At 71.5% G+C, this 25712-nt stretch carries 26 protein-coding genes; 15 read left to right on the forward strand and 11 right to left on the reverse strand.

The features are described 5' to 3' along the window. The first annotated feature begins 284 nt into the window (after positions 1-284). Both AC5L38_RS06755 and AC5L38_RS06760 read left to right on the forward strand, forming a co-directional pair. On the forward strand, positions 285-1643 hold the full coding sequence (locus AC5L38_RS06755) for a ricin-type beta-trefoil lectin domain protein (protein WP_495241874.1): 1359 nt from the start codon (positions 285-287) through the stop codon (positions 1641-1643). Positions 1644-1848: 205 nt separating this feature from the next. Further along, the gene (locus tag AC5L38_RS06760) at positions 1849-3150 is read left to right on the forward strand and encodes a serine hydrolase domain-containing protein (RefSeq protein ID WP_495241875.1); all 1302 of its coding nucleotides are present in this window, start codon (positions 1849-1851) and stop codon (positions 3148-3150) included. Between the two features lie 112 nt (positions 3151-3262). Here AC5L38_RS06760 and AC5L38_RS06765 read toward each other — a convergent pair whose 3' ends face one another. Both AC5L38_RS06765 and murA read right to left on the reverse strand, forming a co-directional pair. Further along, complete coding sequence (locus AC5L38_RS06765) at positions 3263-5581, reverse strand: transglycosylase domain-containing protein (protein ID WP_495241876.1); 2319 nt, start codon at positions 5579-5581, stop codon at positions 3263-3265. 70 nt (positions 5582-5651) lie between these two features. Beyond that, a complete protein-coding gene (gene murA / locus AC5L38_RS06770) occupies positions 5652-6968 on the reverse strand; it encodes a UDP-N-acetylglucosamine 1-carboxyvinyltransferase (RefSeq protein WP_344744426.1) in 1317 nt (438 codons plus the stop codon). Positions 6969-7066: 98 nt separating this feature from the next. Between murA and AC5L38_RS06775 the strand changes: the two genes are divergently transcribed. Beyond that, the gene (locus AC5L38_RS06775) at positions 7067-7627 is read left to right on the forward strand and encodes a hypothetical protein (protein WP_495241877.1); all 561 of its coding nucleotides are present in this window, start codon (positions 7067-7069) and stop codon (positions 7625-7627) included. Positions 7628-7674: 47 nt separating this feature from the next. Here AC5L38_RS06775 and AC5L38_RS06780 read toward each other — a convergent pair whose 3' ends face one another. After that, on the reverse strand, positions 7675-9063 hold the full coding sequence (locus tag AC5L38_RS06780) for an amidase (protein ID WP_495241878.1): 1389 nt from the start codon (positions 9061-9063) through the stop codon (positions 7675-7677). Positions 9064-9296: 233 nt separating this feature from the next. Beyond that, entirely contained in the window at positions 9297-9797 is a 501-nt protein-coding gene (gene ybaK, locus AC5L38_RS06785) for a Cys-tRNA(Pro) deacylase (protein ID WP_495241879.1), read from the reverse strand. Positions 9798-9896: 99 nt separating this feature from the next. Between ybaK and hisD the strand changes: the two genes are divergently transcribed. The 8 genes from hisD to hisF all read left to right on the forward strand — a co-directional run bounded on the left by hisD (position 9897) and on the right by hisF (position 15767). Beyond that, the gene (hisD, locus tag AC5L38_RS06790; protein ID WP_495241880.1) at positions 9897-11204 is read left to right on the forward strand and encodes a histidinol dehydrogenase; all 1308 of its coding nucleotides are present in this window, start codon (positions 9897-9899) and stop codon (positions 11202-11204) included. 115 nt (positions 11205-11319) lie between these two features. After that, positions 11320-12390, forward strand: a complete 1071-nt coding sequence (locus AC5L38_RS06795) for a histidinol-phosphate transaminase (protein ID WP_495241881.1) — start codon at positions 11320-11322, stop codon at positions 12388-12390. Positions 12391-12449: 59 nt separating this feature from the next. Next, the gene (hisB, locus tag AC5L38_RS06800) at positions 12450-13043 is read left to right on the forward strand and encodes an imidazoleglycerol-phosphate dehydratase HisB (RefSeq protein ID WP_472747580.1); all 594 of its coding nucleotides are present in this window, start codon (positions 12450-12452) and stop codon (positions 13041-13043) included. 36 nt (positions 13044-13079) lie between these two features. Then, on the forward strand, positions 13080-13235 hold the full coding sequence (locus tag AC5L38_RS06805) for a CG2302 family histidine operon protein (RefSeq protein ID WP_350950340.1): 156 nt from the start codon (positions 13080-13082) through the stop codon (positions 13233-13235). Then, positions 13232-13867, forward strand: coding sequence for an imidazole glycerol phosphate synthase subunit HisH (hisH, locus tag AC5L38_RS06810; protein ID WP_495241882.1), 636 nt, complete (start codon positions 13232-13234; stop codon positions 13865-13867). The genes AC5L38_RS06805 and hisH overlap by 4 nt, the downstream gene beginning before the upstream one ends. A gap of 49 nt (positions 13868-13916) precedes the next feature. Next, the gene (locus AC5L38_RS06815) at positions 13917-14258 is read left to right on the forward strand and encodes a hypothetical protein (RefSeq protein ID WP_389907005.1); all 342 of its coding nucleotides are present in this window, start codon (positions 13917-13919) and stop codon (positions 14256-14258) included. 4 nt (positions 14259-14262) lie between these two features. Then, complete coding sequence (gene priA, locus AC5L38_RS06820) at positions 14263-14985, forward strand: bifunctional 1-(5-phosphoribosyl)-5-((5-phosphoribosylamino)methylideneamino)imidazole-4-carboxamide isomerase/phosphoribosylanthranilate isomerase PriA (protein WP_495241883.1); 723 nt, start codon at positions 14263-14265, stop codon at positions 14983-14985. An 11-nt stretch (positions 14986-14996) separates the two neighbouring features. Further along, complete coding sequence (hisF, locus tag AC5L38_RS06825) at positions 14997-15767, forward strand: imidazole glycerol phosphate synthase subunit HisF (protein WP_495241884.1); 771 nt, start codon at positions 14997-14999, stop codon at positions 15765-15767. Positions 15768-15777: 10 nt separating this feature from the next. On the opposite strand, the gene AC5L38_RS06830 is transcribed toward hisF, so the two are convergent. Continuing rightward, the gene (locus tag AC5L38_RS06830) at positions 15778-16005 is read right to left on the reverse strand and encodes a nuclear transport factor 2-like protein (protein WP_495241885.1); all 228 of its coding nucleotides are present in this window, start codon (positions 16003-16005) and stop codon (positions 15778-15780) included. A 457-nt stretch (positions 16006-16462) separates the two neighbouring features. On the opposite strand from AC5L38_RS06830, the gene AC5L38_RS06835 reads away from it, so the two are divergent. Further along, positions 16463-17689: a ricin-type beta-trefoil lectin domain protein gene (locus AC5L38_RS06835; RefSeq protein WP_495241886.1), complete on the forward strand. Its 1227-nt coding sequence runs from the start codon at positions 16463-16465 to the stop codon at positions 17687-17689. 38 nt (positions 17690-17727) lie between these two features. On the opposite strand, the gene AC5L38_RS06840 is transcribed toward AC5L38_RS06835, so the two are convergent. Continuing rightward, positions 17728-17862 (reverse strand): hypothetical protein, encoded by a 135-nt coding sequence (locus tag AC5L38_RS06840; RefSeq protein ID WP_495241887.1) that lies wholly within the window; start codon positions 17860-17862, stop codon positions 17728-17730. A 155-nt stretch (positions 17863-18017) separates the two neighbouring features. On the opposite strand from AC5L38_RS06840, the gene AC5L38_RS06845 reads away from it, so the two are divergent. Then, positions 18018-18560, forward strand: coding sequence for a Uma2 family endonuclease (locus AC5L38_RS06845; RefSeq protein WP_495241888.1), 543 nt, complete (start codon positions 18018-18020; stop codon positions 18558-18560). A gap of 32 nt (positions 18561-18592) precedes the next feature. On the opposite strand, the gene AC5L38_RS06850 is transcribed toward AC5L38_RS06845, so the two are convergent. The 4 genes from AC5L38_RS06850 to AC5L38_RS06865 form a co-directional block, all read right to left on the reverse strand. Next, positions 18593-19144 (reverse strand): hypothetical protein, encoded by a 552-nt coding sequence (locus AC5L38_RS06850; RefSeq protein ID WP_495241889.1) that lies wholly within the window; start codon positions 19142-19144, stop codon positions 18593-18595. Positions 19145-19164: 20 nt separating this feature from the next. Further along, the gene (locus AC5L38_RS06855; protein WP_495241890.1) at positions 19165-20562 is read right to left on the reverse strand and encodes a glutamine synthetase family protein; all 1398 of its coding nucleotides are present in this window, start codon (positions 20560-20562) and stop codon (positions 19165-19167) included. A 94-nt stretch (positions 20563-20656) separates the two neighbouring features. Next, complete coding sequence (locus tag AC5L38_RS06860) at positions 20657-21226, reverse strand: hypothetical protein (RefSeq protein WP_495241891.1); 570 nt, start codon at positions 21224-21226, stop codon at positions 20657-20659. A 424-nt stretch (positions 21227-21650) separates the two neighbouring features. Further along, positions 21651-21812, reverse strand: coding sequence for a hypothetical protein (locus AC5L38_RS06865; protein WP_495241892.1), 162 nt, complete (start codon positions 21810-21812; stop codon positions 21651-21653). Positions 21813-22539: 727 nt separating this feature from the next. On the opposite strand from AC5L38_RS06865, the gene AC5L38_RS06870 reads away from it, so the two are divergent. Next, on the forward strand, positions 22540-22773 hold the full coding sequence (locus AC5L38_RS06870; RefSeq protein WP_495241893.1) for a hypothetical protein: 234 nt from the start codon (positions 22540-22542) through the stop codon (positions 22771-22773). 311 nt (positions 22774-23084) lie between these two features. Here AC5L38_RS06870 and AC5L38_RS06875 read toward each other — a convergent pair whose 3' ends face one another. Continuing rightward, complete coding sequence (locus AC5L38_RS06875) at positions 23085-23714, reverse strand: TIGR03085 family metal-binding protein (RefSeq protein WP_495241894.1); 630 nt, start codon at positions 23712-23714, stop codon at positions 23085-23087. Positions 23715-23866: 152 nt separating this feature from the next. Here AC5L38_RS06875 and AC5L38_RS06880 point away from each other — a divergent pair, with 152 nt between their 5' ends. Next, positions 23867-25684, forward strand: a complete 1818-nt coding sequence (locus AC5L38_RS06880) for an ABC transporter ATP-binding protein (RefSeq protein ID WP_495242078.1) — start codon at positions 23867-23869, stop codon at positions 25682-25684. Positions 25685-25712 lie beyond the last annotated feature (28 nt).

The raw sequence follows: 25712 nt of genomic DNA on the forward strand, positions 1-25712 counted from the left end.
CGCCGGGGGCGGGCACCGGACCTTCCCTGGCCGGCGCGCGCGGGGGCGCGCCCCGAGGGCCCGGCGTCCGGGGTTACGAATCAAGTTACTTGACATCCGCGATCAGGTCGTATTTGCTCCCTTGCATTAACCCCCATGCGGCGTGCAAGCGGCATACCGATGAGCGTTAGCGCTCACATCTCGATTCCGGTTTCGCAGCCCCGGGCATTCGATGCCGCTGACGGAGAGGAACGCAGAAAATGTCTTTATCGTCGGCCCGGTCCCTATAACCGGAGGAATCGCAAATGTTTAAGCACAGGTCCGTCCTCGGGGCCGTGGCGCTCGCGGCGGTTTTCGTCCTGGTGACGGGGCACGCGGCGATGAGCAGCGGCAGCAGCACAGGAGCCCCGGCGTCCACCGCCGCCGCGCTCGCGGGAACCGCGGGATGCGGAAAGAGCCCGACGCTGAGCAGCGGAACACACACCATCCAGTCCAGCGGAAAGAACCGCAGCTTCATCCTGCGAATTCCCGCCAACTACAACAACAACAATCCCTACCGTCTGATCTTCGGCATCCACTGGCTGAACGGCACCATGAACGACGTCGACTCCGGTGGGAGCAGCGGGGCCTCCTGGTCCTACTACGGACAGCGGCAGCTGTCGAACAACACCGCGATCTTCATCTCGCCGCAGGGCCTCAACAACGGCTGGGCCAACTCCAACGGCGAGGACGTCACCCTCTTCGACGACATCATGCGGCGGGTGGAGGCGGATCTCTGCGTCGACCCCTCGCTGCGTTTCGCCATGGGGTTCAGCTACGGCGGCGGCATGAGCTTCTCCCTCGCGTGCAGTCGCGCGACGGTCTTCCGCGCGGTCGCGGTGTTCGCCGGCGCGCAGCTCAGCGGGTGCAGCGGCGGCAGCCAGCCCATCGCCTACATGGGACTGCACGGCATCACCGACAGCGTCCTCAACATCTCGCAAGGACGGGCGCTGCGGGACAGGTTCGTCCGCAACAACGGCTGTAGTGCCCAGAACCCGCCCGAACCGGCCTCGGGCAGCCGGACGCACGTCGTCACCGCCTACTCGGGGTGCCAGGCCGGATACCCCGTCGTCTGGGCCGCGTACGACAACGGTCACACGCCCGCCCCGGTGGACGGGACCTACACCGAGAACGGCGCCCAGACCTGGACCAAGGGAGAGGTGTGGAAGTTCATCTCCCAGTTCCAGAGCACCTCCACGCCCGGCCCGACGCCCACCCCGACCGTCACACCGACGGTCACCCCGACCCCCACGACCAGCTTCCGCCTGCGCAACGAGGGCGCCGGGCGCTGTGTCGACTCCCCCAACAGCGCCAGCGCCAACGGCACCCAGTTGCAGATCTACGACTGCCACACCAACGCCAACCAGCTCTTCGGCTACGCCTCCGGCAGACTCCAGATCCTCGGCAAGTGCCTGGACGCCCCCACGAACGCCGGCTCCGGCACCCGCGTGCAACTGTGGGACTGCCACACCAACAGCAACCAGCAGTGGACCTTCAACTCCAACGGCACCGTGACCAGCGGCGCCGGCAACCTCTGCCTCAACGCCACCGGCACCGGCAACAGCTCCACCGTGACCGTCGCCACGTGCAACGGCCAGGCCGCCCAGAGATGGACCAGGGCATGACCACCCGCTAGCCGATGGCAGACGTCGGGTCCAGGCGACTCCGCCTGGACCCGACGCGTCCGGTTGTGACATTTTGCATCGGAACGCGTCCCCGGCCTTCGTCCTGGCGGACCAGGACAGGTCGTCCGCGGTGAGGAGGACGGGCCGGGCCGGAATTGCGATGATCGTCATGTCGTACATTCCGGATCTGAGGAGCTGACAGCCGATGACTCTCGCGCGACCTCCGCACCGTGGACGGACGATCGCCGGCCTCGGGTTGAGCGCGATGCTCGTGACCTGGGCCGTCGCGCCCCCCGCGTCCGCCGGACCCGTGCCCGCGCCCTCGGCGCCGGCCGCCCGGGAGGCCGGGCCCGACCGGGAGGCGCTGCGGCGGAGCCTCGACGCGGTCCACGAGGCCGGCATGTACGGCATCTACTCCGCCGTCAGGGACGGCGGCGCGCGCTGGCTCGGCGCGGCGGGCGTCGCCGACGTGCGGACCCGGCGGCCCGTCCACCCCCGGATGGTCCACCGGGTGGGCAGCATCACCAAGACCTTCACGGCCGTGGCGATCCTGCAGCAGGTCGGGCGGGGCCGCGTCGAGCTGGACGCGCCCGTCGCCCGCTACCTCCCCGGCCTGCTTCCGGACGAGCTCGGCCAGAAGATCACGGTCCGGATGCTGCTCAACCACACCAGCGGCATCGGCGACTACGTCGCGGGCGCCTTCCCCTCCCTCGTCGAGGCTTCCCCGCGGAGCCTCGACGAGCACCGGTTCCGCAGGATCAGCCCGTCGGAGCTGGTGGGGTACGGGCTGCGGGCGCCGCGCACGGGCGAGCCGGGGCAGGTGTGGTCGTACTCCAACACCAACTACGTGATCGCCGGCCTGCTGCTGGAGAGGGTGACCGGCACCGGCGCGGAGGCCTACATCACCCGCCACGTGATCCGCGCGGCCGGGCTGCGCGACACGTCCTTCCCCCGCACCCCGGTCATCCCCGGGCCGCACTCCAGGGCCTACGAGGCGCTGTACGGCTACATCGACCCGCCGCGCGACTACAGCGTCTACGACATGTCGTGGGCGGGCACGGCGGGCGCCGTCGTCTCGACCATGGAGGACCTCAACCGGTTCTACCGGGAGCTGCTGGGCGGCGGGCTGCTCGCCCCCGCGCAGCTCGCCCAGATGCGGACGACGGTGCCGGTCGCCGACGCCCAGGGCGACGTCGTGATGAACTACGGCCTCGGCATCTACGCCCAGGACCTGCCCTGCGGCCGGTTCTGGGGCCACGACGGGGGCGTGTTCGGCATGGGCACGATCTCCATGTCCGGCGAGGACGGCCGGCGCCAGCTCTCCCTGGGGTTCAACCTCATGAAGTACCAGCAGCTCGACGCGAACGGCTACCCGCGGCCGCACGCGATCGACTACGCGATGGGCGCCCACTTCGTGGGGGCGCTGTGCGGCCCGTCCGCGGCGACGGCGAAGAGCTTCCGGCCCCCGGTGCTCCTTCCGACGCAGCAGGTGCTGGTCAAGCGCTGAGCCGACGGGCGGCCGGTCGGGAGATGGTTCGCCGGTCGAGCGCCGAGCCGACGGGCGGCCGGTGGGGCGGTGGTTCGCCGGTCGAGCGCCGAGCCGCTGGCCGGCCGGTGGTTCAGCGCGGGCGGTCGTGCCGGCGGGGGGCGCGCCACCCGGGGGCGCGGTAGTGGCGCTCCTGCCGGTACCCGCGCTCTCCCCGGTACCGGCGCTCCTCGCGGAAACGGCGCTCCCCCCGGTACCTCCGCTCCTCGCGGAAGCGGCGTCCGTGCTCTCCCCGGGCGCCGCGACGGCCCTCGCCCTCGGCGTCTGTGCCCTCGGCGCCCTCCTCCTCGCGTTCCCTGGCCAGTGCCTCCTCCATGCCGGGGGTGAACCCGCCGCCGAAACGGCCCATGTCGGGGCGGTGGAAGCGGCTCTCGCGCGTACCGTCGAGGGCCGCCGACATCGACGAGACCCAGATCGGGCCCGGCAGGGAGGCGCCCTGGACCGCGCCGAAGTACTCGTCGCCGATCTCGACATCGGTCAGCGGGTAGCGGTAGGAGCCCCGGATGTCGCCCACGCTGACCGCGGCCGCCAGGTCGGGGGTGTAACCGGCGAACCAGGCCGACGTGTAGCCGTTGTTGGTGCCCGTCTTGCCCGCGGCCGGGCGGCCGATGTCCTGGCCGGTCATGGTGCCCTTGGTGAACACCCCGGCCAGGAGGTGGTTGACCGCGTCGGCCACCTCGCGCTCGATCGCCCGCGCGCAGCTGGGCGGGACCTTGAAGCGCCTGCCGTCCCGCTCGACGATCTCGACGATGGCCATCGGGCGGCAGTAGCGGCCCCGCGCCCCGAACGCGGCGAACGAGGCCGCCACGGTCACCGGGTCCATCTCGTTCACGCCGAGGGTGAAGGTCGGCACCTCCCGCAGCGGGGTGCCGTCGGCGCGGGCGATGCCCAGCGCCCTGGCGGTCGTGACGACCGGGCACAGGCCCACCCGCTGCTCCAGCATCATGTAGAAGATGTTCACCGACTTCCAGGTGCCGGTGGACAGGCTCTGCGGGCCGCCCTTGCCCTCGCCGCTCGCGTTGTGGATCTCCGCGCCGGGGTCGTTGACCTTGCGGCCCCTGCAGTCGACGAACCCGCTGTCGGGGACGAAACCGCCGGGCGTCATGAACCCCTGGTCGAACCGCCACCCCTGGGCCAGCGCGGTCGCCAGGGTGAACACCTTGAACGTCGACCCCGCCTGGAAGCCCTGGCCGCCGCCGTGCGCCATGTCGGCGACCAGGTTGTAGGTGGTGTCGGGGCCGTTCTTGGCGTTTCCGGTGTTGCTGCCGTACCGCTTGCTCGCCGCCATGGCCCGGATCCGCCCGGTGCCCGGCTGGATCATGGCCTCGGCCGCGACCTCGGTGTCCTTCCTGCCGACCCGCGCGGAGATGGCGCGCTGCGCGGCCCGCTGCGCCTTCGGCGCCAGGGTGGTGCGCAGCACGATGCCGCCCCTGGCCAGGCGGCGCTCCCGCTCCGCGCGGGTGGGGCCGAAGGCCGGGTTGGTCAGCAGCTCGCGGTGCACGTAGAGGCAGAAGTAGGGGTAGTCGCTCCCCTGGCAGCCGCCGGGCTCGGGCTTGAGACGGATGGCCAGCGGGCGCCTCTTGGCGGCCTCGGCCCGCGCCGGGGTGACGTACGACAGCTGGGCCATCCGGTCCAGGACGATGTCCCTGCGCTCGCGCAGCCGCTCCCTGCGCTTGACGTCCAGCGACGGGTCGGTGGCGTACGGCGTGCGGACCGCGCCGGCCAGCGTCGCCGCCTGGGGCAGGGTGAGCCGGGCGGCCGGGACCGAGAAGAACCGCTGGGCGGCGGCCTCCACCCCGAAGGCGCCCGCGCCGAAGTAGGCGATGTTGAGGTAGCGCTCCAGGATCTCGGCCTTGCTGTACTTGCGCTCCATCGCCAGCGCGTACCGCAGCTCGGTGATCTTGCGCTGGACGCTCGGCGCGCGGGCCTGGGCGCGCTCGGTGTCGCTCTCGGAGTTCTCGACCAGGATGTTCTTCACGAGCTGCTGGGTGAGCGAGGAGCCGCCCTGGCGCACCTCGCCCGCCTTGGTGTTGGTGATCAGGGCGCGCAGGGTGCCCTTGACGTCCAGGCCGGCGTGCTCGTAGAACCGCGAGTCCTCGATCGCCACGATCGCGTCACGCATGACGGGGGCGACCTGGGCGAGCCTGACGACCGTCCGGTTCTCCGTGTAGAACTGGGCGAACCGCTTGCCGTTCCTGTCCAGCAACACGGTGCGCTGGGGGAGCGGGTTCTCCCGGGGGCTCGGGGGCAGGTCGGTGAGGGTCCGCGTGACGTTGTTGACGGTGAGCCCGGCCGTGCCGACCAGGGGCAGCGCGGCCAGGGCGGCCAGCAGCCCGCCGAACACCCCGCAGGCCGCCAGCCGGCGCAGGCACGCGCCGGGACCACGTCTCACCTCTGGGCGCGATGTCACACTTGGTAACGTGCGACCGGGTGATCACCTACAAACGCCCGATTGCCAATCCTTACCCGTCCTGCACCTTTTCTCGACTGATCTTCAGCCCGAGCGAGGCGAACTGCTCGAACGGCCGGTGGTAGCCCCGCTCGATGTGGTGCACCCCGCGCAGCGTGGAGGTGCCCTCGGCGGCGGCGGCGGCCAGCACGGCCGAGAACCCGGCCCGGATGTCGGGCAGCGTCACGTCGGCGCCGCTCAGCCTGGACACGCCGCGCACGACCGCCGAGTGCTTGGCGTTGGTGTCGTGGTAGCGGCAGGCGGGGCCGCCGAGGCAGACGTCGAACACCTCGATCTCGCAGCCCATCTTCTGCAGCGCGGGCACGTAGACCAGGCGGTTCTCGAACACCGTCTCGTGCAGCACCGACATGCCCTGGGCCTGCGTGAACAGCACCATCAGGGGCGTCTGCCAGTCGGTCATGAACCCCGGGTGGGTGTCGGTCTGCACCGCCGCGGCCCGCAGCCCGTGCGGCGCGGAGGCCGACAGGTAGTCGTCGGTGATGTCGACCTCGGCGCCCATCCTGGCCAGGGTGGTGATCGCGGTCACCAGCCGGTCCTGGGGGCAGCCGTGCACCCGCACCTGCCCGCCGGTGATCAGGCCGGCCGCCAGGTAGGAGAACGCCTCGATGCGGTCGCCGTTGAGCCAGGTGGAGGCGCCGTGCAGGCGCTCGACGCCCTCGATCACGATGCGCCGGTCGGGGCTCAGCTCGATGCGGGCGCCCATGCGCTGCAGGAACAGGGCGAGCTCCACCACCTCGGGCTCCATCGCCGCGCCCTTCAGCACGGTCTTGCCCTCGGCCAGCACCGCCGACATCAGGATCGTCTCGGTGGCCCCGACACTGGGGTAGGGCAGCTCGATCCGGGTGCCGCGCAGCCGCTTGGCCTTGGCGTACACCCCGGTGTCGCTCACCTCGACCTCGGCGCCCATCGCGCGCAGCGCCTCGACGTGGAAGTCGACGGGACGGCGGCCGATCGGGTCGCCGCCCACCAGCGGCACGAACGCCTCGCCCGCCAGGTGCAGCAGCGGGCCGAGCATCAGGATCGGGATCCTGTTGAGCCCGGTGAACGCCGCGGGGACGTGCGGGTTGATCTGCTTCCCCGGGGCGACGGAGATCTCCCCAGAGCTGATCTCCACGTCGATGCCGAGCGCCCTCAGCATCTGCGCGGTGATCCCCACCTCGCCCACGTCGGGGGCGTTCTGGATCGTGCTCTCACCGGTGCCCAGCATCGCGGCGACCATGTGCTTGGAGACGCCGTTCTTGGAGCCGCGGACCTCGACATCACCGCGGAGCGGCCCGGAGGGTTCGATCAGCCATACCTCTTCATTCACACCGCCAGAGTAACGGGGTTCGGTCGAAGCCTCGGATGGCGCCGGGCCGTGTGATGGGTAACATCGGGCACATCTGCACAGACGGTGAGGGAGCCATGGTGCGCGGTGTACGCGATTTTGTGATCACCGTGCTGGCGCTCGCGCTGGTCGGAGCCGCCGCCGGGCTCCTGTGGTCGCTGGCCGCTCCGCGCCCCCCGTACGTCGTGATCGACGGCGGGCCGCTGCTGGCCGACCCCTCCACGCAGGCGCTGATCGCCGCCGACGGCTGGTTCGCCGTGATCACCGGCACGCTCGGGCTCGTCTGCGGGGCCGTCGGTTACAGCGTGTCACGCGGGGGCCGCCCGCTGCCGGTGGTGGTGGGCCTGGCCGCGGGCGGCCTGCTCGGCGCGCACCTGGCGCTGCTGGTCGGGGTGGCGGTCAACCTGGGGGCCGTGAGCGTCACCGCCTCGGGGACGTCCACGCCGCTGATCGCGGGACCGCTGGCGCTGACCGCCAGGGGGGTGCTGTTCGCGTGGCCGACGCTGGCGGCGGGCCTCTTCTTCGCCCTGGAGGGCATCGCGGGCTACCGCGACTCGCCGCTGCGCCGCCCGTTCGGCGGGAACGACCCCTACGGGCCGCTGTCGTCGTACGACATCAGCGACCGGCTCGGCGACCGGTAGGGCGTCACCGGTCCGCGTGAGCGGGGGCGAGGGCGGTCGGAGGGCCGTCAGAGGGGTGGTCTGCGCGAGCCGTGGCCGGTGGCTCGCTCGAACGCGTGGGCCAGCCGCAGCACCGCCATGTCGGCGAACGGACGCCCGATGATCTGCACGCCCACCGGCAGCCCGCCGGGGGTGAACCCGCACGGCACCGACGCCGCCGGGGCGTGCAGCACGCTGACCCAGTAGGCCGAGCGCATCCACGCCAGATAGTCGGGAAGCGCCTCCCCGTTGATCTCCGAGACGTAGGGGGCGTCCACCGGGAACGGCGGCACCTGGCTGACCGGCGCGATCAGGAAGTCGTAGGTGTCGAAGAAGGAGTTCATCCGCCGGTAGAGCCCGCTGCGCAGCCGCTCGGCGCGGGCCAGGTCGGCGCCGGTCACCTCGCGGCCCCGCTCGACGTTCCAGCGCACGTTCGCCCCCAGGCTCTCCTGCGGCAGGTCGCCGAAGGACAGCGCGTAGTACCACGCCCGGTAGATCCGGAATGCGTCCTCGGCGGCTGACAGGTCCAGATCCACCCGCTCCACCCGCGCGCCCAGCCCCGTGAGCACGGATGGGGCGTCCGCGGTGACCTTGGCCGTCTCCGCGTCGACCGGCAGCCCGCCCAGGTCGGGGCTCCAGGCCACGCGCGTCCCGGTCAGGTCGAGGTCCAGCGGCGCGGCGAAGGCGGAGCCGCTCTCGGCGATCGACAGGGGGGAGGAGGCGTCGAACCCCGCCACCGCGCTCATCAGCAGCGCCAGGTCCTGCGCGGTACGGGCCATCGGCCCCGGCACGCCCAGGGTGAACCAGGCCGCGACGGGCGAGGGCGAGGGGACCCGGCCGGGGGTGGGCCGCAGTCCCGCCACGTTGCAGAAGGAGGCCGGGTTGCGCAGCGAGCCGCCCATGTCGGAGCCGTCGGCCAGCGCCACCATGCCGGTCGCCAGCGCCGCCGCGGCCCCGCCGCTGCTGCCCCCGGCCGACCTCGACAGGTCGTAGGGGTTGCGGGTGGCGCCGAAGATCTCGTTCACGGTGTGCGAGCCGGTGCCGAACTCCGGGGTGTTGGTCTTGCCGACCGTGATCGCCCCGGCCTCGCGCATCCGCCGCACGATCGGCGCGTCGGCGCGGGGGACGTGGTCGGCGAAGATCGGGGAGCCGTACGTGGTGCGGATCCCCGCGGTGTCGGCCAGGTCCTTGTGCGCGACGGGCAGCCCGTGCAGCGGTCCCCGCCACCTGCCGCGGGCCAGGTCCCGGTCGGCCTCCTCGGCCTCCCGCCTGGCACGCTCGGCCACCAGCGTGACGATCGCGTTGACCTCCGGGTTCACCTCCTCGATCCGCCGCAGGTGCGCGTCGAGCAGCTCGACCGCGCCGACCTGCCGGGTGCGCAGCAGTTCGATCATCTCGGTGGCGGTCAAATAGTGCATCGTCCCCCCGATGTCCCTGATCCCGATGTCCCCGTTCAGGTGTGACCTGTCGTACCGAGTCTGGCCGAACGTCACCGCGCGCCGCGTCGGCAACCTTCGACAGGACCTGGTGGGGGAGCGGGTCCGGTCTTGTGGGACCTCACGAGGCGCTCGGCCGGTTTTGCCAGTGAGGGCTGGGGTCTCGTGAGGTGCTCGGCCGGTCTACCGGTGGTGGCCGGAGCCTCGTGAGGTGTTCAGCCGGTCTTGCCGACGGGGGCGGTGACGGCCTGGGTGAGCCGTACCAGCTCCGCGGGGGCGGTCTCGATCTGCAGCCCGCGCCGTCCGGCGGAGAAGTAGATCGTCGCGAAGTCGAGCGCGGAGGCGTCGATCACGGTCGGCAGGCGCTTGCGCTGCCCGAGGGGGCTGATGCCGCCGACCACGTAACCGGTGACCCGCTCGACCTTGGCCGCGTCGGCCATCGTCGCCCGCTTGCTCCCCAACGCCGCCGCGAACGCCTTGAGGTCGAGCTTCCCGGCCACCGGCACCACCGCGACGGCCAGCCCGCTCTCCACCTCGGCCACCAGGGTTTTGAAGATCTGCCCGTACGGCACCCCGAGGGCGTCGGCGGCCTCCTCGCCGTAGGCCTGCGCGTTCGCGTCGTGCTCGTAGGGGTGCAGGGTGAAATCGACCTTGGCCTGGGTGAGGGCCACCGTCGCGGGGGTTCCCTGGCCGCCCTTGTTCTTGCTCTTGCTCACGGGAGAAGCGTAGCGGCTGGTTAAAATCTACATAGTAAAGGCGTCGTCCGGATAATGGACGAGACGATATCGGGTGGCGGACCTCCGTAGACTGAACGGGTGATTTCGCGTACCGACCTGCGAGGGCCTCTGCCTGAGGACCTTCGCGACGTGCTGCCCCGTGCCGAACTCGACGTCGAAGCCGCCCTGGAGAAGGTGCGGCTCATCTGCGAGGACGTGCATCATCGCGGGGTCGCCGCCGTGCGCGAGCTGACCGCGAGGTTCGACGGTGTCGAGCTGGAGTCCACCCGGGTGCCCGCCGAGGCGATCACCGGGGCGCTGGAGAGGCTCGACCCGAAGGTCAGGGCGGCGCTGGAGGAGTCGATCCGCCGCGCCCGCCTCGTCCACCGCGACCAGCGGCGCGCCGACGTCACCACCCAGGTCGTGCCCGGCGGCACCGTCACCGAGCGCTGGGTGCCGGTCGACCGCGTGGGGCTGTACGTCCCCGGCGGCCGGGCGGTCTACCCCTCCAGCGTGGTCATGAACGTCGTCCCGGCCCAGGAGGCGGGGGTGCCCTCGCTGGCGGTCTCCTCGCCCGCGCAGCGCGAGTTCGGCGGGCTGCCGCACCCGGCCATCCTGGCGGCGTGCGCGCTGCTCGGCGTGGACGAGGTCTACGCGGTCGGCGGGGCCCACGCGGTGGCGATGTTCGCGTACGGCACCGAGGAGTGCCCGCCGGTCACCATGGTCACCGGCCCCGGCAACATCTGGGTGACCGCCGCCAAGCGCCTGCTCAAGGGCCGCATCGGCATCGACTCCGAGGCCGGTCCCACCGAGATCGCGATCCTCGCCGACTCCACGGCCGACCCGGTGCACGTCGCCGCCGACCTGATCAGCCAGGCCGAGCACGACACGATCGCCGCCGCCGTGCTCGTCACCGACTCGGTGGAGCTGGCCGGGGCCGTCGAGCGGGAGCTGCCCCGCCAGGTCGCCGCGACCAAGCACGCCGAGCGGATCACCGAGGCCCTGTCGGGACGCCAGTCGGGCATCCTGCTGGTCGACGACATGGAGGCCGGGCTGCGCGTCGTCGACGCGTACGCCGCCGAGCACCTGGAGATCCACGCCGCCGGGGCGCGCGCCCTGGCCGCCCGGGTGCGCAACGCCGGAGCGATCTTCGTCGGCTCCTACGCGCCGGTCTCGCTCGGCGACTACATGGCCGGCTCCAACCACGTGCTGCCCACCGGCGGCTGCGCCTGCCACTCCTCGGGACTGTCGGTGCAGACGTTCCTGCGCGGCATCCACGTCGTCGACTACAGCCGCGAGGCCCTCGCCGGCGCCGCCGCCCACGTGTGCGTGCTGGCCGACACCGAGGACCTGCCCGCGCACGGCGCGGCGATCCGCGCCCGTTTCGACTGGGAGGTGCCCTCGTGAGGACCTCCCAGGCCGTGCTCACCGTGCTCACCGGGGGCACGTTCCGACCGGACGGGGCATTCCCGCCGGTGTCCACCGAAGACGTTCGTGCTCGATTCGACCGGGAGACCTCGTCGTGAGGCTTGAAGATCTGCCGATCCGCGACGACCTTCGGGGGCGCACGCCGTACGGCGCCCCGCAGATCGACGTCCCGGTCAGGCTCAACACCAACGAGAACCCCTACGGGCCCTCCGCGTCCCTGGTCGCCGACCTGGCCGAGGCCGTACGCGCCCAGGCGGGCGAGCTCAACCGCTACCCCGACCGCGACGCGCTCGTCCTGCGCGGGGAGCTGGCCGCCTACCTGGGGCACGGCCTGTCCGTGGAGCGGGTCTGGGCGGCCAACGGCTCCAACGAGGTGCTCCAGCAGATCCTGCAGGCCTTCGGCGGCCACGGCCGGGTCGCGATGGGCTTCGAGCCCTCCTACTCGATGCACCCGATCATCACCACCGGCGCGTCGACCGAGTGGATCTCCGGGGCTCGTGAGGACGACTTCGGGATCGACCCGGACAAGGCCGTCGCCGCGATCGAGGAGCACCGGCCCGACGTCGTCTTCCTGACCTCGCCCAACAACCCGACCGGCACCGCCCTGGACCCGGCGGTGATCGCCAGGATCGTCGAGGCGGCGCCGGGCATGGTGGTGGTGGACGAGGCCTACTTCGAGTTCGCCCGCACCGGTACCCCGTCGGCGCTGACCCTGCTGCCGGACAATCCCCGGCTGATCGTCACGCGGACGATGTCCAAGGCGTTCGCGATGGCCGGGACCAGGCTCGGCTACCTGGCCGCCCACCCCGCGGTGATCGAGGCGCTGCTGCTGGTCCGGCTGCCGTACCACCTGTCCACGCTCACCCAGACGGCGGCGCGGGTCGCGCTCGCCCACGGCGGCGAGCTGCTCGGCGCGGTCGACGCGCTGCGGGCCGAGCGGGACGCCACCGTGGAGTGGCTGCGCGGCCGGGGGCTGACGGTCGCCGACTCGGACGCCAACTTCGTGCTGTTCGGGCTCTTCGAGGACAGGCACGCGGTGTGGCGGGGCATGCTGGAGCGCGGGGTGCTGATCCGCGAGGTGGGGCCGCCCGAGTGGCTGAGAGTTTCGATCGGTACCCCTGAGGAGATGGCGGCGTTCCGTGCCGCCCTGGAGGAGATCCTGTGAGCAGCATCACTGGCGGCACCGGCGGCGTCGGCGGCACCTACGACCCCGACGCCGTGACCGTGCCGCGCCGCGGCCGTGTCGAGCGTGTCACCAAGGAGACCTCGGTGCTGGTCGAGGTCGACCTCGACGGCACCGGGAACGTCGAGGTGGCCACGGGTGTCGGGTTCTTCGACCACATGCTGAACCAGCTCGGCAAGCACGGGCTGTTCGACCTGACCGTGAAGACCGAGGGCGACCTGCACATCGACGCCCACCACACGATCGAGGACACCTCGCTCGCGCTGGGGGCGGCGTTCCGCGAGGCCCTGGGCGACAAGTCGGGCCTGCGGCGGTTCGGCAACGCGTCCTGCCCGCTGGACGAGTCGCTCGCGGAGGTCACGGTCGACCTGTCGGGGCGCCCCTACCTGGTGCACAGCGAGCCCGAGGGCATGGCTCCCATGATCGGCCCCGACTACGACACGACGATGACCAGGCACATCCTGGAGTCGTTCGTCGCCCAGGCCGCCATCTGCCTGCACGTGCGCGTCCCGTACGGCCGCAACGCCCACCACATCGTGGAGGCGCAGTTCAAGGCGCTGGCCAGGGCGCTGCGGGCGGCCTCGGAGCGCGACCCGCGCGCCACCGGGGTGCCCAGCACGAAGGGCGTGCTGTGATCGTTTCCCGTTCTCGCCGGGGGAGGGGCGGCGCCGGTGAGTGACAACTGGACGGCCGTCGCGATGGCCTTCGTGGCCCTCTTCCTCGTCGGCGGGATCGTCTCATTCCTCAAACAGGGTCTGAAGAAGGGCGCGGTGCTGCTCGCCGCCCTCGCGGCCCTGGCGACCACGGCGGCGGTGCTCTGGTGGTGAAGAAGAAGGTAACCGTTCTCGACTACGGCTCGGGCAACCTCCGTTCGGCGGAGCGCGCGCTGGCCAGGGTCGGCGCGGAGGTCACGGTGACCGCCGACTACGAGGCGGCGATGGAGGCCGACGCCCTCGTCGTGCCGGGCGTGGGGGCGTACGCCGCGTGCATGGCGGGGTTGCGCGCCGTGCGGGGCGAGCGGATCGTCGCGCGGCGCCTGTCGGCGGCGCGGCCGGTCCTCGGCATCTGCGTCGGCATGCAGATCCTCTTCGAGACGGGCGTCGAGCACGGCGTCACGACCGAGGGCTGCGGGGAGTGGCCGGGCACGGTGGAGCGCCTGGAGGCCCCGGTCCTGCCGCACATGGGCTGGAACACGGTGAAGCCGCCCGCCGAGACCGTGCTGTTCGCCGGGCTCGACGCCGACACGCGCTTCTACTTCGTGCACTCGTACGGGGTGCGGTCGTGGGAGCTCCAGGCCGGACCGGGTTTCGACGATCCGCTGATCACCTGGTCCGAGCACGGGGTTCCGTTCGTCGCGGCGGTGGAGAACGGCCCGCTGGCGGCCACCCAGTTCCACCCGGAGAAGTCGGGCGACGCCGGAGCGCACCTGCTCACGAACTGGCTCGGGACCGTCGCGTGATCTCGCGGGTCTCGTCAGGGGTTTCCCCCGGGGTGCCGGGGAGTGCCCGATGAGCAAGGAGCGGGCCAGACGCAGGGCCGAGCGGGAGGCCGAGCAGGCGCGCCAGGCGGCCCTGCGCGCCGAGCGGGAGGCGCGGCTGGCGCGGCGGCGCGAGCGGGTCGGCAGGCTGGTCGCGCTGCTGCCGGGCAGGCCCGTCCGCATCGCGTCCCAGGGCGGCATCATGGCCCGCCGCCGCCGGGCGCAGAACGGTGTCGCGGTGGTGCTGTTCCTGATCGTCCAGGTGATCGTCTGGTTGCTGTGGTCCTCGTGGGCGGCCCGGTTCGGGGCGCTCGTCATCTCTTTGTTGTTCGTACCGCTCTTCCTCACCCTTGTCTTCGACCGGAGGTCTTGAACCGATGTCGCTTGAGCTGCTTCCCGCCGTGGACGTCGCCGACGGTCAGGCGGTCCGCCTGGTCCAGGGCGCGGCCGGCACCGAGACGTCGTACGGCGACCCCCTGTCCGCGGCGCTCGCCTGGCAGGAGGCCGGTGCCGAGTGGATCCACCTGGTCGACCTCGACGCCGCCTTCGGCCGGGGCAGCAACCGGGAGCTGCTCGCCACCGTGGTCGGCGCGCTCGACGTCAACGTGGAGATGTCCGGGGGCATCCGTGACGACGCCTCCCTGGAGATCGCGCTGGCCACCGGCTGCCGCCGGGTGAACATCGGCACCGCGGCGCTGGAGAACCCCGCCTGGTGCGCCAAGATCATCTCTGAGTACGGTGACCGGATCGCGATCGGGCTGGACGTGCGGGGGACGACCCTGGCCGCCCGCGGCTGGACCCAGGAGGGCGGCGACCTGTGGGAGGTCCTCGAGCGCCTGGAGGGCGACGGCTGCCCCCGTTACGTCGTCACCGACGTCACCAAGGACGGCACGCTGCGCGGCCCCAACCTCGACCTGCTGCGCGAGGTCTGCTCCCGCACCGACAAGCCGGTGGTCGCCAGCGGCGGCGTCTCGTCCCTGGACGACCTGCGCGCGCTGGCCTCGCTGGTCCCGATCGGCGTCGAGGGGGCCATCGTGGGCAAGGCCCTGTACGCGCAGGCCTTCACCCTCGAAGACGCCCTTGCCGCCGTGAGCTCGTGAGGGGTTCGCAGATGACTGTCGCGGTGCGAGTGATTCCCTGCCTGGACGTGGACGCCGGGCGGGTGGTCAAGGGCGTCAACTTCGACAACCTCCGCGACGCGGGCGACCCGGTCGAGCTGGCCCGCCGCTACGACGCGGAGGGGGCCGACGAGCTGACGTTCCTGGACATCACGGCCTCCAGCTCCGACCGGTCGACGATGTACGACGTGGTTAGCCGGACGGCCGAGCAGGTGTTCATCCCGCTGACCGTGGGCGGGGGGGTGCGCGCGGTCGAGGACGTCGACAAGCTGCTGCGGGCGGGCGCCGACAAGGTGAGCCTGAACACGGCCGCGATCGCCCGGCCCGAGCTGCTGACCGAGGCGTCGCGGCGGTACGGGGCGCAGTGCATCGTGCTGTCGGTGGACGCCCGCCGGGTCGTCGACGGCCCGCCGACGCCGTCCGGTTTCGAGGTGACCACGCACGGCGGCCGCCGGGGCACCGGCATCGACGCGGTGGAGTGGGCCCGGCGGGGCGAGGAGCTCGGGGTGGGGGAGATCCTGCTCAACTCCATGGACGGTGACGGCACCCGCGACGGCTACGACCTGGAGCTGATCCGGACCGTGCGGGCCGCGGTGTCGGTTCCGATCATCGCCAGCGGCGGGGCCGGTTCGGTCGACGACTTCCCTCCCGCGGTCGAGGCGGGGGCGGACGCGGTGCTGGCGGCGTCGGTGTTCCACTTCGGGCAGCTCAAGATCGGTGACGTCAAGGAGACGCTGCGCGGGGCGGGGTATCCCGTCCGCTGACGTCGTCCTCTCACTCCACCTCCTCGGGGGCGAAGTAGTCGCGTAGCAGGGCGATCTTCCCGTCGCGGAGGCGGAAGATCTGCGCCAGCGACACGGTCGTGGGCCCGGCGTCCCCGTCGAAGACGGTGTCGATCTCGGCGATGAACACGTCGGGGTCGGCGGTGGTGTGCAGCGCGTTCCGGGTCATGGCTCCGGCCCGGACGTATCGCTCGAAGATCTCCTGAGGGGTTTCGGGCACGGCGTGCTCCTTTGCGCGGGGGAAACGCGGGAATTGTCATCACCCGGCCTGACGGCGGTGTTTTCGACCGTACCGGATCTGCGGATCGCCGAATGATTCGCCGGCGTCACGAAGGGTTCGTGCGCGACGTTCGGTGAATGGCTTTCGTCTCGCCCGCGACCTCGTCGCGTCCCGGGGCGCCGCGTGGCGTCGGGTGGCGTCGGGTGGCGCGGCCCGCCTTCGCGTGGCCGAGCGCCTCGGCGGTGCGGGATGGCCGGGTTCGGCCTGGTCGGCGTCGCGGAACCGCCGGTCGGGGCGAGGCGGGGCGGCGTATCGTGTGCTGTGCCGGAATGGTGATGACCTCGGCCGGGTGATGTCGTCTCCGGCGATTCTTCGGACGCCCGTGTTTCTCGTCCGATGATGTCAGGTGCGATTATATATGCCTGCTCCAGCGAATTCCAGAAAGAAGGGATGATTCGTGTGGGGTCGACGCTTTGTCGATACCGGGAAATACGCGCTCGTCATTACTCTGGGCGCTCTGTTCGTCAACTGGACGACCGGTGACGTCGAGTTCCGGGTCGAGTTCTTCCTCTGCGCGCTGATCCTGGCCGGAGTCCTGGCCCGGTGGCAGGAGCGGGATCGGGCCGGCCCCGAGGCGGTGGCGGGGGCCGGGGCGGTGGTGCCGGTGTCGTTCGGCGTGTCGCGCCAGGGCGCCGTCGCGCTCTGCGTCGCCGGGGCGGTGGCGTTCACGCTGTGGGGTGCGGTCGCCGTGTACGGGTCGCTGTCCGCGCCCGACTTCGAGGCGCGGGGGGTCACGGTGGTCTCCCGGTTCGCGGTGGGGCAGCCCATGGTCTACGGCGGCGAGCCGGTGAAGCGGGTCCGGCTCGGCGAGTCGCTGGCCTACAGGGAGCCGGACCCCGCACGCAGCTGGGATCTTCGGCCCGTCCGGCACGAGGGGATCCTGCACCATCGGATCGTCAACGCCGAATCGAGGCTCTGCCTGGACGTGGAGGCCAGGCTCCCTCGCCGGTCCTCCCATCTCACCAACTCCCTGTGCGACGAGGCCTCCGACGGGCAACTGTGGCGTCTGGTCGACGGCACCTCCCGGAGCAGGATCGCCTCCCACGGCGGCGAACTGTGCATCGACATCGAGAAGACGGTCCGCGATCCCGGGGTCGCACTGGTCCTGCAGGACTGTTCCGACCGGATCGGCCAGTACTGGCAGATCACCCGGGGCCTGCCGCCCGGTACGGGCAGCGCGATCGCCAGCGCCCAGAACGGCGACTGCGTCGACGTTCCCTTCACCGGCGGCCGGCTCCTGCGCTGGGACTGCCACGGCGAGCCCAACCAGGCGTTCACCTACCAGGAGGTCTCCCCGGGGCCGGGGGCGTACGTGATCCGCAACGGGTCCGGCTGCGTGGTCCCCCAGGCGGGCGACGACGCGGCGGGGGTCGTCCGGCGGCCGGTCTGCCCGACAGGGGAGCCTCCGGCCGACGCGATCTGGGACTTCGAAGCGCGGGACACCAGGAACGAGTGGCAGTACTGGGGGATCAGGCATCGCCTGACCGGCCGCTGCCTCCGGGTGGAGGGCGAGTCGTACGAGTCCGGAACGGAACTCACCCTCCGGGCCTGTGATCGCACGGACAACTATCAGCAGTGGCGCACCCCCCTGTGGGCCCGCTACCCCGACGCGCCCCGCACGTGATCGGCCCGCGCGCGGCGGGGACGTGACGCGCCCGCCTGTCAGGCGAGCGTACCGGGGTCGATCGTCAGGGGAACGGGGCCGGGCGGGGTGGCGGCGGTGCCGGGGACGAGGGCGGCCACCTGCCGGTGAAGGTCGCCGTCGAGCCTGGGGATCTGTATGCGGTTCCTACGCATCTGGACTTTTGATGGGCTGAAAGTCTTGGTTCGCCTGACTTCGTGGACGGCTACGACAGTCGTGGTCACCACGACCTGAAGATGATCTGTTCGATGCGGTGTCGCAGCTCGTTCGCTGGCATCATTGGACGCGGGCGCAGCGAGGAGGGGTCGAGATGTCAGATGATTCGAAAACGTTCAGTGAGCTCCTCGCCCTGGCGGCGGAGCGTGACGGCTACAAGGTCGAGTGGTATGCCGGGAAGATCGTGATGCAGGCGTCCGCGTCGGCCTTTCACAATTTGATCGTCAGCGAGACGATCCGTCAGATTCCCTCCGACAGCTGGTGGGCCCTTCCCGACATGGGAGTCGGGACCCCGGGTGACCATCGGGGACCGCAGCCCGACATCGTGATCATCCCTGCGGGAAGCCTCAGTGACGACGAGAACCCGGTACGCAAGGAGATCGTGGCGGCGGTCATCGAGGTCGTGTCGAAGAACACCCGCTCCGAGGACTACGGCGACAAGCCGGAGGCGTACGCCTCGATGAGGATCCCCGTCTACGTGATCATCGATCGTCAGCGCGAGACCATCAGGGTGTTCAGCGAGCCCGACGTCAACCGCTACACCCGCGAGAACGTCAGCCCTTTCGGCAAGCCGTTCACGATGCCGGAGCCGGTGCTGCTGACGATCGACACGTCGGGTTATCCGGCCGCCTTGTAGCGGTGGTGGTGCGGCGGGCCCGGTGACCTGCCCTACCAGTTACCGGTGTCGAAGGTGTTCTCGTCGCGGCCGCCGTCCGTCACCCACCACGGGGACGTCGCCGAGCCCCATTCCGGGACGTGGTTGACGGGGCGCCAGTTCAGCAGCAGTTCGTCCCGTCCGTCGCCGTCGTGGTCTCCCGCCACCATCGTCCGCGGGGCTTCGACGTTCCCGAACACCTGTGGCGCGCGCCGGGCCCCGCCGAAGCAGACGGTCATCACGGCGTCGACCCGGGGCGGCTCGGTCTCGTACCCCGACTCGTTGTTGCGGCCGCCGCTGTCGGCGACCACGACGTCGCCGGGGTCGCGGCCGCCCTTCCCCTCGGCGGGCGGTGACCCCCGCGGCCGCCGCGACGCGGGCCGGGGGGACGACGACGGTGACGACGGCGGTGGCGACGACGATGACGCCGGCGGTTCGGGGAGCGGCGCCGACGGTGTCACGTACGGGACCGGAGTCGCCTCCCGCTCGCCTCCGGAGGTGCACCCGCCGAGCGGGAGGGCGAGTGCCAGGGCCGTTCCGGTCGTGCTTCTGTCGCGCACTCCCACATACGTGCGGATATTAGGACCTAGAAGACCCGGAAGTGGTGGAACAGCTCGTAAGCGGCGTCCTGGGCGGCGAAGGTCCGGGCCTCGGAGCGTTTGACGGCCAGGTAGGCGGAGGCGCGCAGGGGGCCCAGAGCGTTCATGAGGACCTCGTCGGCCTCCAGGGCGTCCAGCGCCTCGTCCAGGGAGGACGGGAGGCGGGGCACGCGTCCGGAGGGCAGGGTGGCGGGGTCGATGTTGACGGGGTCGCCGGGGTCGAGGCCGCGGCGGATGCCGTCCAGGCCCGCGTGGATGACGGCGCCCAGCGACAGGTAGGGGTTGGCCGAGGAGTCGGAGGGCTTGAGCTCCAGGTTGGCCGACGCCGCGGCGTCGCGTCCCGTGGGGGAGCAGATCCGCACCGCCGCCTCGCGGTTGTCCATGCCGTAGCAGGCGTACGCGCTCGCCCACGACCTCGGCGCCAGGCGCCGGAAGCCGTTCACCGAGCCGCAGGTCAGCGCGGTGAGCGCCGGGAGGTGGGCGAGCAGGCCGCCGATGAAGCGGTAGGCCGTGGCCGACATGCCGTAGCGGTCCGAGGGGTCGGCGAAGGCGTTGGCCCGCAGTCCGGGATCCCACAGGGAGACGTGGAGGTGGGCGCCGTTGCCCGCCTGGTCGGCGAGGGGCTTGGGGGCGAGGGAGGCCCACATCGACATGCGGGCGGCGACGCCCCTGACCGTCTCGCGGTAGATCACCTGGTTGTCGGCGGCGCGCAGGGCGGGGGCGTGGTGGATCGACAGCTCGTGCTGGCCGTGGCCGAGTTCGGGATGGTAGTGCTCGGGCCGCAGCCCCTGGCTCTCCAGGGCGCGGACCAGGGCCATCGTGTAGTCGTGGACCTGGTTGAAGCCGACGGACGAGTAACACAGGCTGTCGTCGGCGGGGACCAGGCGGTCCAGGCCGCCCGCGGGGTCGGGCTCGCGGTGGCCCAGGGTGAACTCGGGCTCGTAGGCGGCGACGAGGGCGTGGCCCTCGGCGGCCAGGGCGGCGACGGCCTCGCGCAGGAAGGTGCGCGGGCAGACGGGCCAGGGGGAGCCGTCGACCTGGCGCAGGTCCGCCAGCATGGCCGCGGCGCCGGGAGCGTAGGGCAGGTGGACGAAGGTGGCCGGGTCGGGGACGAGGCGGACCTCTCCCACCGGGCCGAGGCCCTCGACGTCCTGGAGCTCGTCGAGCATGTTCATCGCCATCATCGCCACGGTGTGCCCGATGCCGGTACGGAGCCGCTCGGCCAGCCGGGAGCGGGAGGCGGCCTTGCCCCTGATCACGCCGCCGTGGTCGGCGTACAGGAAGCGGACCAGCTCTACGCCCTCGGTGTCGGCCCGTTCGGCGACGCGGTGCGCCGCGGCGGCGTCGAACGGGTGGGGGCCGGTCATGACCTGCTGATCTCCCATGCCTCCTGCGTAACACGTCCTCGGGGGGAGGGGAAGCACCCGGGACGCTCGCCCGGAGGACGATCCGGGACGAGTGGGGGATTGGGGCAGGTGGTCATTCGGTGGTCACGTCACCGGCGGAGCAGGGCGCGCCGGTGAGGGAGGGAGACGGGGGGAGCGGGCGGGCGCACTCGCAGGTGATGGCGATCGTCACCGTGCCGGCGGTGCAGCGGCCGGAGGGAACGCACGCCTCGACCGGGACCGTCCAGGTGCCGGGCGTCCGGGAGGTGCCGCCGAGCAGGCCGTCGGCGTCGAGGGTGATCCCGGCGGGCAGCAGGGTGGGGTCGAGCACCTTGAAGCCGATCCTCTCGCCGGTCGGGTTGGCCAGCGTGACCCTTCCCCGCAGCGGCCGGTCGACGGGGCCGCCGAAGTGGCCGAGGGACGGGTGTGCCGAGAGGCCCGAGGAGTCTGCCCTGACAGGGCCTCCTGCGACGGCGCCCGCCGCGACGGGCCGCCCGGACTCGCCGCCGACCGATGTCTGGGCGGAGGCCTGAACGGGGGGCGGCGCCGGGGGCGGGTCCGGTGCCGGGGTCGCGAGGGCGACTCCCGGGGTCGCCTGCACGCCGCACACGACGGCTCCGGCGACGATGACCCCGATCCAGGGAGACCCCTGCTTGCCGCGCATGAACGATCCCCCGTACGAGAAACGGACTTTCCCCCAAGGGTGCCGGAGAGGTCATCAAGGAAGTGCCGTGATGTCTTCCGGGGTCATCCATGATCGGGTCAGGACGTTCGCCGTACGGGTGGCCTTCGTGTCATGTCACGCGGGTGTCTCTCACCACCCTGTTTCCGTACCACTCTGTACGGCGGGGCCGCGCGGCCTCGGAGGGCGGGGCGCGGATGTGACCTCGTGGACGGTTCGGGGGACGAGGGGGCCGTGGCGGCTTCCGGTGATCGTCGGGACACGTCTCCGTGATCAGCGGAGCCGGATACGTTTCCGGGATCGGCGGGGCCGACGGCATGGCGTTCGACGCGAGGTGCGCTCCCCTGTGGGGCAGCCGGGAGCGCGGGTGACGCGGTTCGGGGCGGGGAGCGAGCCCGCCTGACGATTAGGTGAGCACGCGGGTGAAGAACAGGGCCAACTGGTCCGCTCCTCTTATGATCCCGTCGAAGACTCCGTTGACCGCGCTCGCCGCCTCGGCGGGCTTGGTGAACAGATAGAAGACCACGAAAGCTACCGCGAGGTAGGTGACGATCTTCTTGACCTGCATGGGGGCCTCCTGGCAGTTCCAATCCCAGCCGTATATACCCGAATTTTATCGATCTTTGGCATCTGCGGCCCGGGTGGCTCCCGGATTTTGATGATCATACCCGTCCCGCGGTGGCGAGCCGCGGTCCAGTGACGAGTTTGGCATAGGTCACACTCGCCATCGTGCGGTCGCGAGAGGCTCCTGTCCAATCTTCAATGCCAGGTATACCGGTAGGGGTAGCCCGGTGTTGTGCGTACGCCGATCACGGGGGTGGTTTTTGCTGGTCATCGCCGATCCGGTGACCGGCTGGACGCGTCGTTCGTGCCCGGGGTTCCGGTATGACGATCGGTGTCGGCAAATGCGTGATCTCGCCGTCGGACGGGTTCGAGGGCGGCCGGGAGACGCGCCGTTCGAGGGTGTCGGGCGGGCCGGGGGCGGTCGGGGAGGCGCGCCGTTCGAGGGTGTCGGGCGGGCCGGGAAGGGGTGTCGTCCGGGGGCCGGGAAGGGCGTGCCGTTCGAGGGTGTTCGCCGGCTCTTCGGGGTGCTTCGCACCGGCGACCCCCTCACCGGCGCGCGCGTCTGCTCGATCTTGGGTGGCCGGCGCGGCGTTTGTGACGATAAAAGGGGGGAATTGGTCGATGTATCGTAACTATGAGTAATTATTCAGAAGCAAGGAGTGGTGACGATGACATCGTCCGTCGGATCAGGCCAGCCCGGTGACCGACCGCGGAACGTCGGCGCTCGCGGGGTGAGCACAGAGACAAAACCGGCATTTCAGACGACCGAGTTCATCGCCTACATCGTCATCCTGGTCGCGATCGTGATCACGGCCTTCGCGGTCGGCGGCGACTCGCGCGGCTACGGTGACCCCTTCGGGGCGGAGCACGCCATCAAGTACATCACCATCCTCACGGTCGGCTACATGATCGCCCGAGGCCTGGCGAAGGCCGGAAGCCGGGACCGGGGCGACGGCGTCCGCTAGCCTTCCCGGCTCCCCGCCCCCTCGCCCCCTCGGCCCCTTCCGCCGCCGGCCGGTGGCCGATCGACGGCCGGCGGAGGGTCGGCCGGCGGCCGGGCCGGTGCGGTCGCGCACCGCCGGCGTCCGGGCCGCGGGGTCCGGGACGTCGCCCGCGACCTCTTCCCGCTTCCGGGAAGCGGCCCACACCCGGGTGCCCGCCCGGACGTCCGCTCAGACCCTGAAGGGGCAGACGCCCAAGGGTCAGACGCCCAGGGGGCAGACGCTCAACGGTCAGATGCTCAAGGGCAGACGCTCAACGGTCAGACGCCCAAGGGTCAGACGCCCAGGGAGGCGTCCATCAGCTTCGCCACGGCCTCGTCGTCGCCGCTCACGTCGACCTTGGCGTGGGACTGGCGGCCGAAGCAGAACAGCAGCAGTTCCCCGGCCGTGCCCGTCACCTCGACCTGCGGCCCCTCCTTGGGCCCGCCGATGGCGACACCCCCGCCGACGCGGTGCAGGACCACCCGCACGGGAGAGCGGCGCAGGAAGATCCGGGCGCCGCGGTGGACCTGCTTCCAGAACCTCTCCTCCAGCTCGGCGGGCAGCTCCCGCGGCTCCCAGACCCGCTGCGCCCGCCGTACGTCCTCGTGGTGGACGAAGAGCTCCGTCGTGTTGACCGCCTCGTCCAGGCCGGGCAGACGGTAGGGCCCCAGGGGCCCGGAACGCACGAGCTCGACGAGGCCCGCGTACCCCTTCCTGGTCTTCGTGGACTCCTGCACCCTGGCGGTGTGCCCGGCCAGCGACTTGAGCATGATGCCTCCGGCGGCGTCGGGGCGGCTCTCGCGGACGACGAGGTGGGCGGCGAGGTCGAAGGTGGTCCAGCCCTCGCAGAGCGTGGGAGCGTCCGGGCCAAGCTGGGCGAACAGGTCGCTGAGCGCGGATCGTTCGGCGCGGGCGTAGTTCATTTCAGATCCTAACGAGCCGTTGTACGAGCAACCGGAGGTGTGAACGTGACACTAACCGAAGGTGGTTCGGGAATAACCGGATGATCCACAGTGATAGGGACTTAGGTAACAACGTTCCCCGTCGAAAGGACACCCCCCGCGTGGCGAGCAAGATGACCACCGCAGTCATGCGCAGGGGACTGGGGGTTCTGGGGGTGGCCGTCCGGGCGGAGAAGTCGATCTTCTCCGCCGCGGTGCTGTCCAGCGCCCTGTACGGCGTGATGACCGTCGCCGCGGCGTGGGCACTGGGCTGGGCCACCGACCACGTCGTGCTCCCGGCCTTCAGGGACGGGCGGATCACGACCGGCACCCTCACCCTCGGCGCGCTCCTCATCCTCGGGGTCTCCCTGCTCAAGGCGCTGGGCGTGGCCGGGCGACGATACTTCGCCGGGGTCATGCAGTATCGGATGCAGGCCCGCTCGCGCCGCGACGTCACCCGCCAGTATCTGAGGCTCCCCCTGTCCTGGCACCACAGGCACCCGACCGGGCAGCTGCTGTCGAACGCCGGGTCCGACGTGGAGGCCGCCTGGGCCCCGCTCGCCCCGCTGCCGATGGCCGTCGGCGTGGTCGTGATGCTGGTGACCGCCGCCGTCGCGATGGTGATCACCGACCCGGTCCTCGCTCTCGTCGGGTTCCTCGTCTTCCCCGCGATCGCCGTGCTCAACCTGGTCTACCAGCGCAAACTCAACCCGCTGGCCACCCGCGCCCAGCAGCTGCGCGCCGAGGTCAGCGAGATCGCCCACGAGAGCTTCGACGGCGCCCTGGTCGTCAAGACCCTCGGCCGCGAGGACGAGGAGACCGCGAGGTTCCAGGCCAAGGCCGAGGAGCTGCGCGACGCCAACATCGCCGTGGGCCGGGTCCGCGGCCTGTTCGATCCGATGCTGGAGGCGCTGCCCACCCTGGGCGTGCTCGCCGTGCTGCTGATCGGCGCGATGCGGCTGCAGAGCGGCGCGATCGGCTCGGGCGTGCTCGTCCAGGTCGCCTACCTGTTCACCCTGCTGGCCTTCCCGATCCGCGCGCTGGGCTGGGTGCTCGCCGAGCTGCCCCGGGCCGTGGTCGGCTACGACCGGATCCGGGCCGTGCTCGACGCCACCGGCTCCATGGAGCACGGCGCCGTCGAGCTGCCCGGCACCGACCCCGCCAGGCTGGAGGTCCGCGCCCTCGGTTACGCGTACGGCGACGGAGAGTTCCCCGTCCTGCGCGAGGTGAGCCTGGAGGTCGGGCCCGGCCGCACCGTCGCCCTGGTCGGCCCCACCGGGTCGGGCAAGTCGACGCTCGCCCAGGCCCTCGTCCGCCTGGTCGACCCGGCGGAGGGCGTCGTGCTGGTGGACGGCACGGACCTGCGCGACGTCGCCAGGAACGGGGTGAGCGACGCGGTGGCGCTGGTGCCGCAGCAGACGTTCCTGTTCGACGACACCGTACGCGGCAACGTCACCCTCGGCCGGCCGGTCGGGGACGAGGACGTCTGGGAGGCGCTGCGCCTGGCGCAGGCCGAGGGGTTCGTCAGCGCCCTGCCCTCGGGGCTGGACACCCGGGTCGGCGAGCGCGGCACCACCCTGTCGGGCGGCCAGCGCCAGCGGATCGCCCTGGCCCGCGCGCTGGTGCGCCGCCCGAGGCTGCTCGTCCTGGACGACGCCACCTCCAGCGTCGACCCGCAGGTCGAGGCGAGGATCCTGTACGGGCTGCGGGACGCGGCCCAGGTCTCCACCGTGGTCGTCATCGCCTACCGGATGGCCACCATCGCCCTGGCCGACGAGGTCGTCTACCTCGACCACGGCCGGGTCGTCGACCGGGGCGGCCACGCGGAGCTGATCGCCCGCTGTGAGGGCTACCGCAACCTGGTCACCGCCTACGAACGTCAGGGCGCCGAGCGCGAGGCGCTCGACGCCGAACGAGACGAAGCCGGACGAGAAGAAGAGGTCAGCGCGTGAGGAAGCACAACCCGCCGGGAGGGCGGTG

The sequence above is a fragment of the Streptosporangium nanhuense genome (assembly GCF_059358815.1).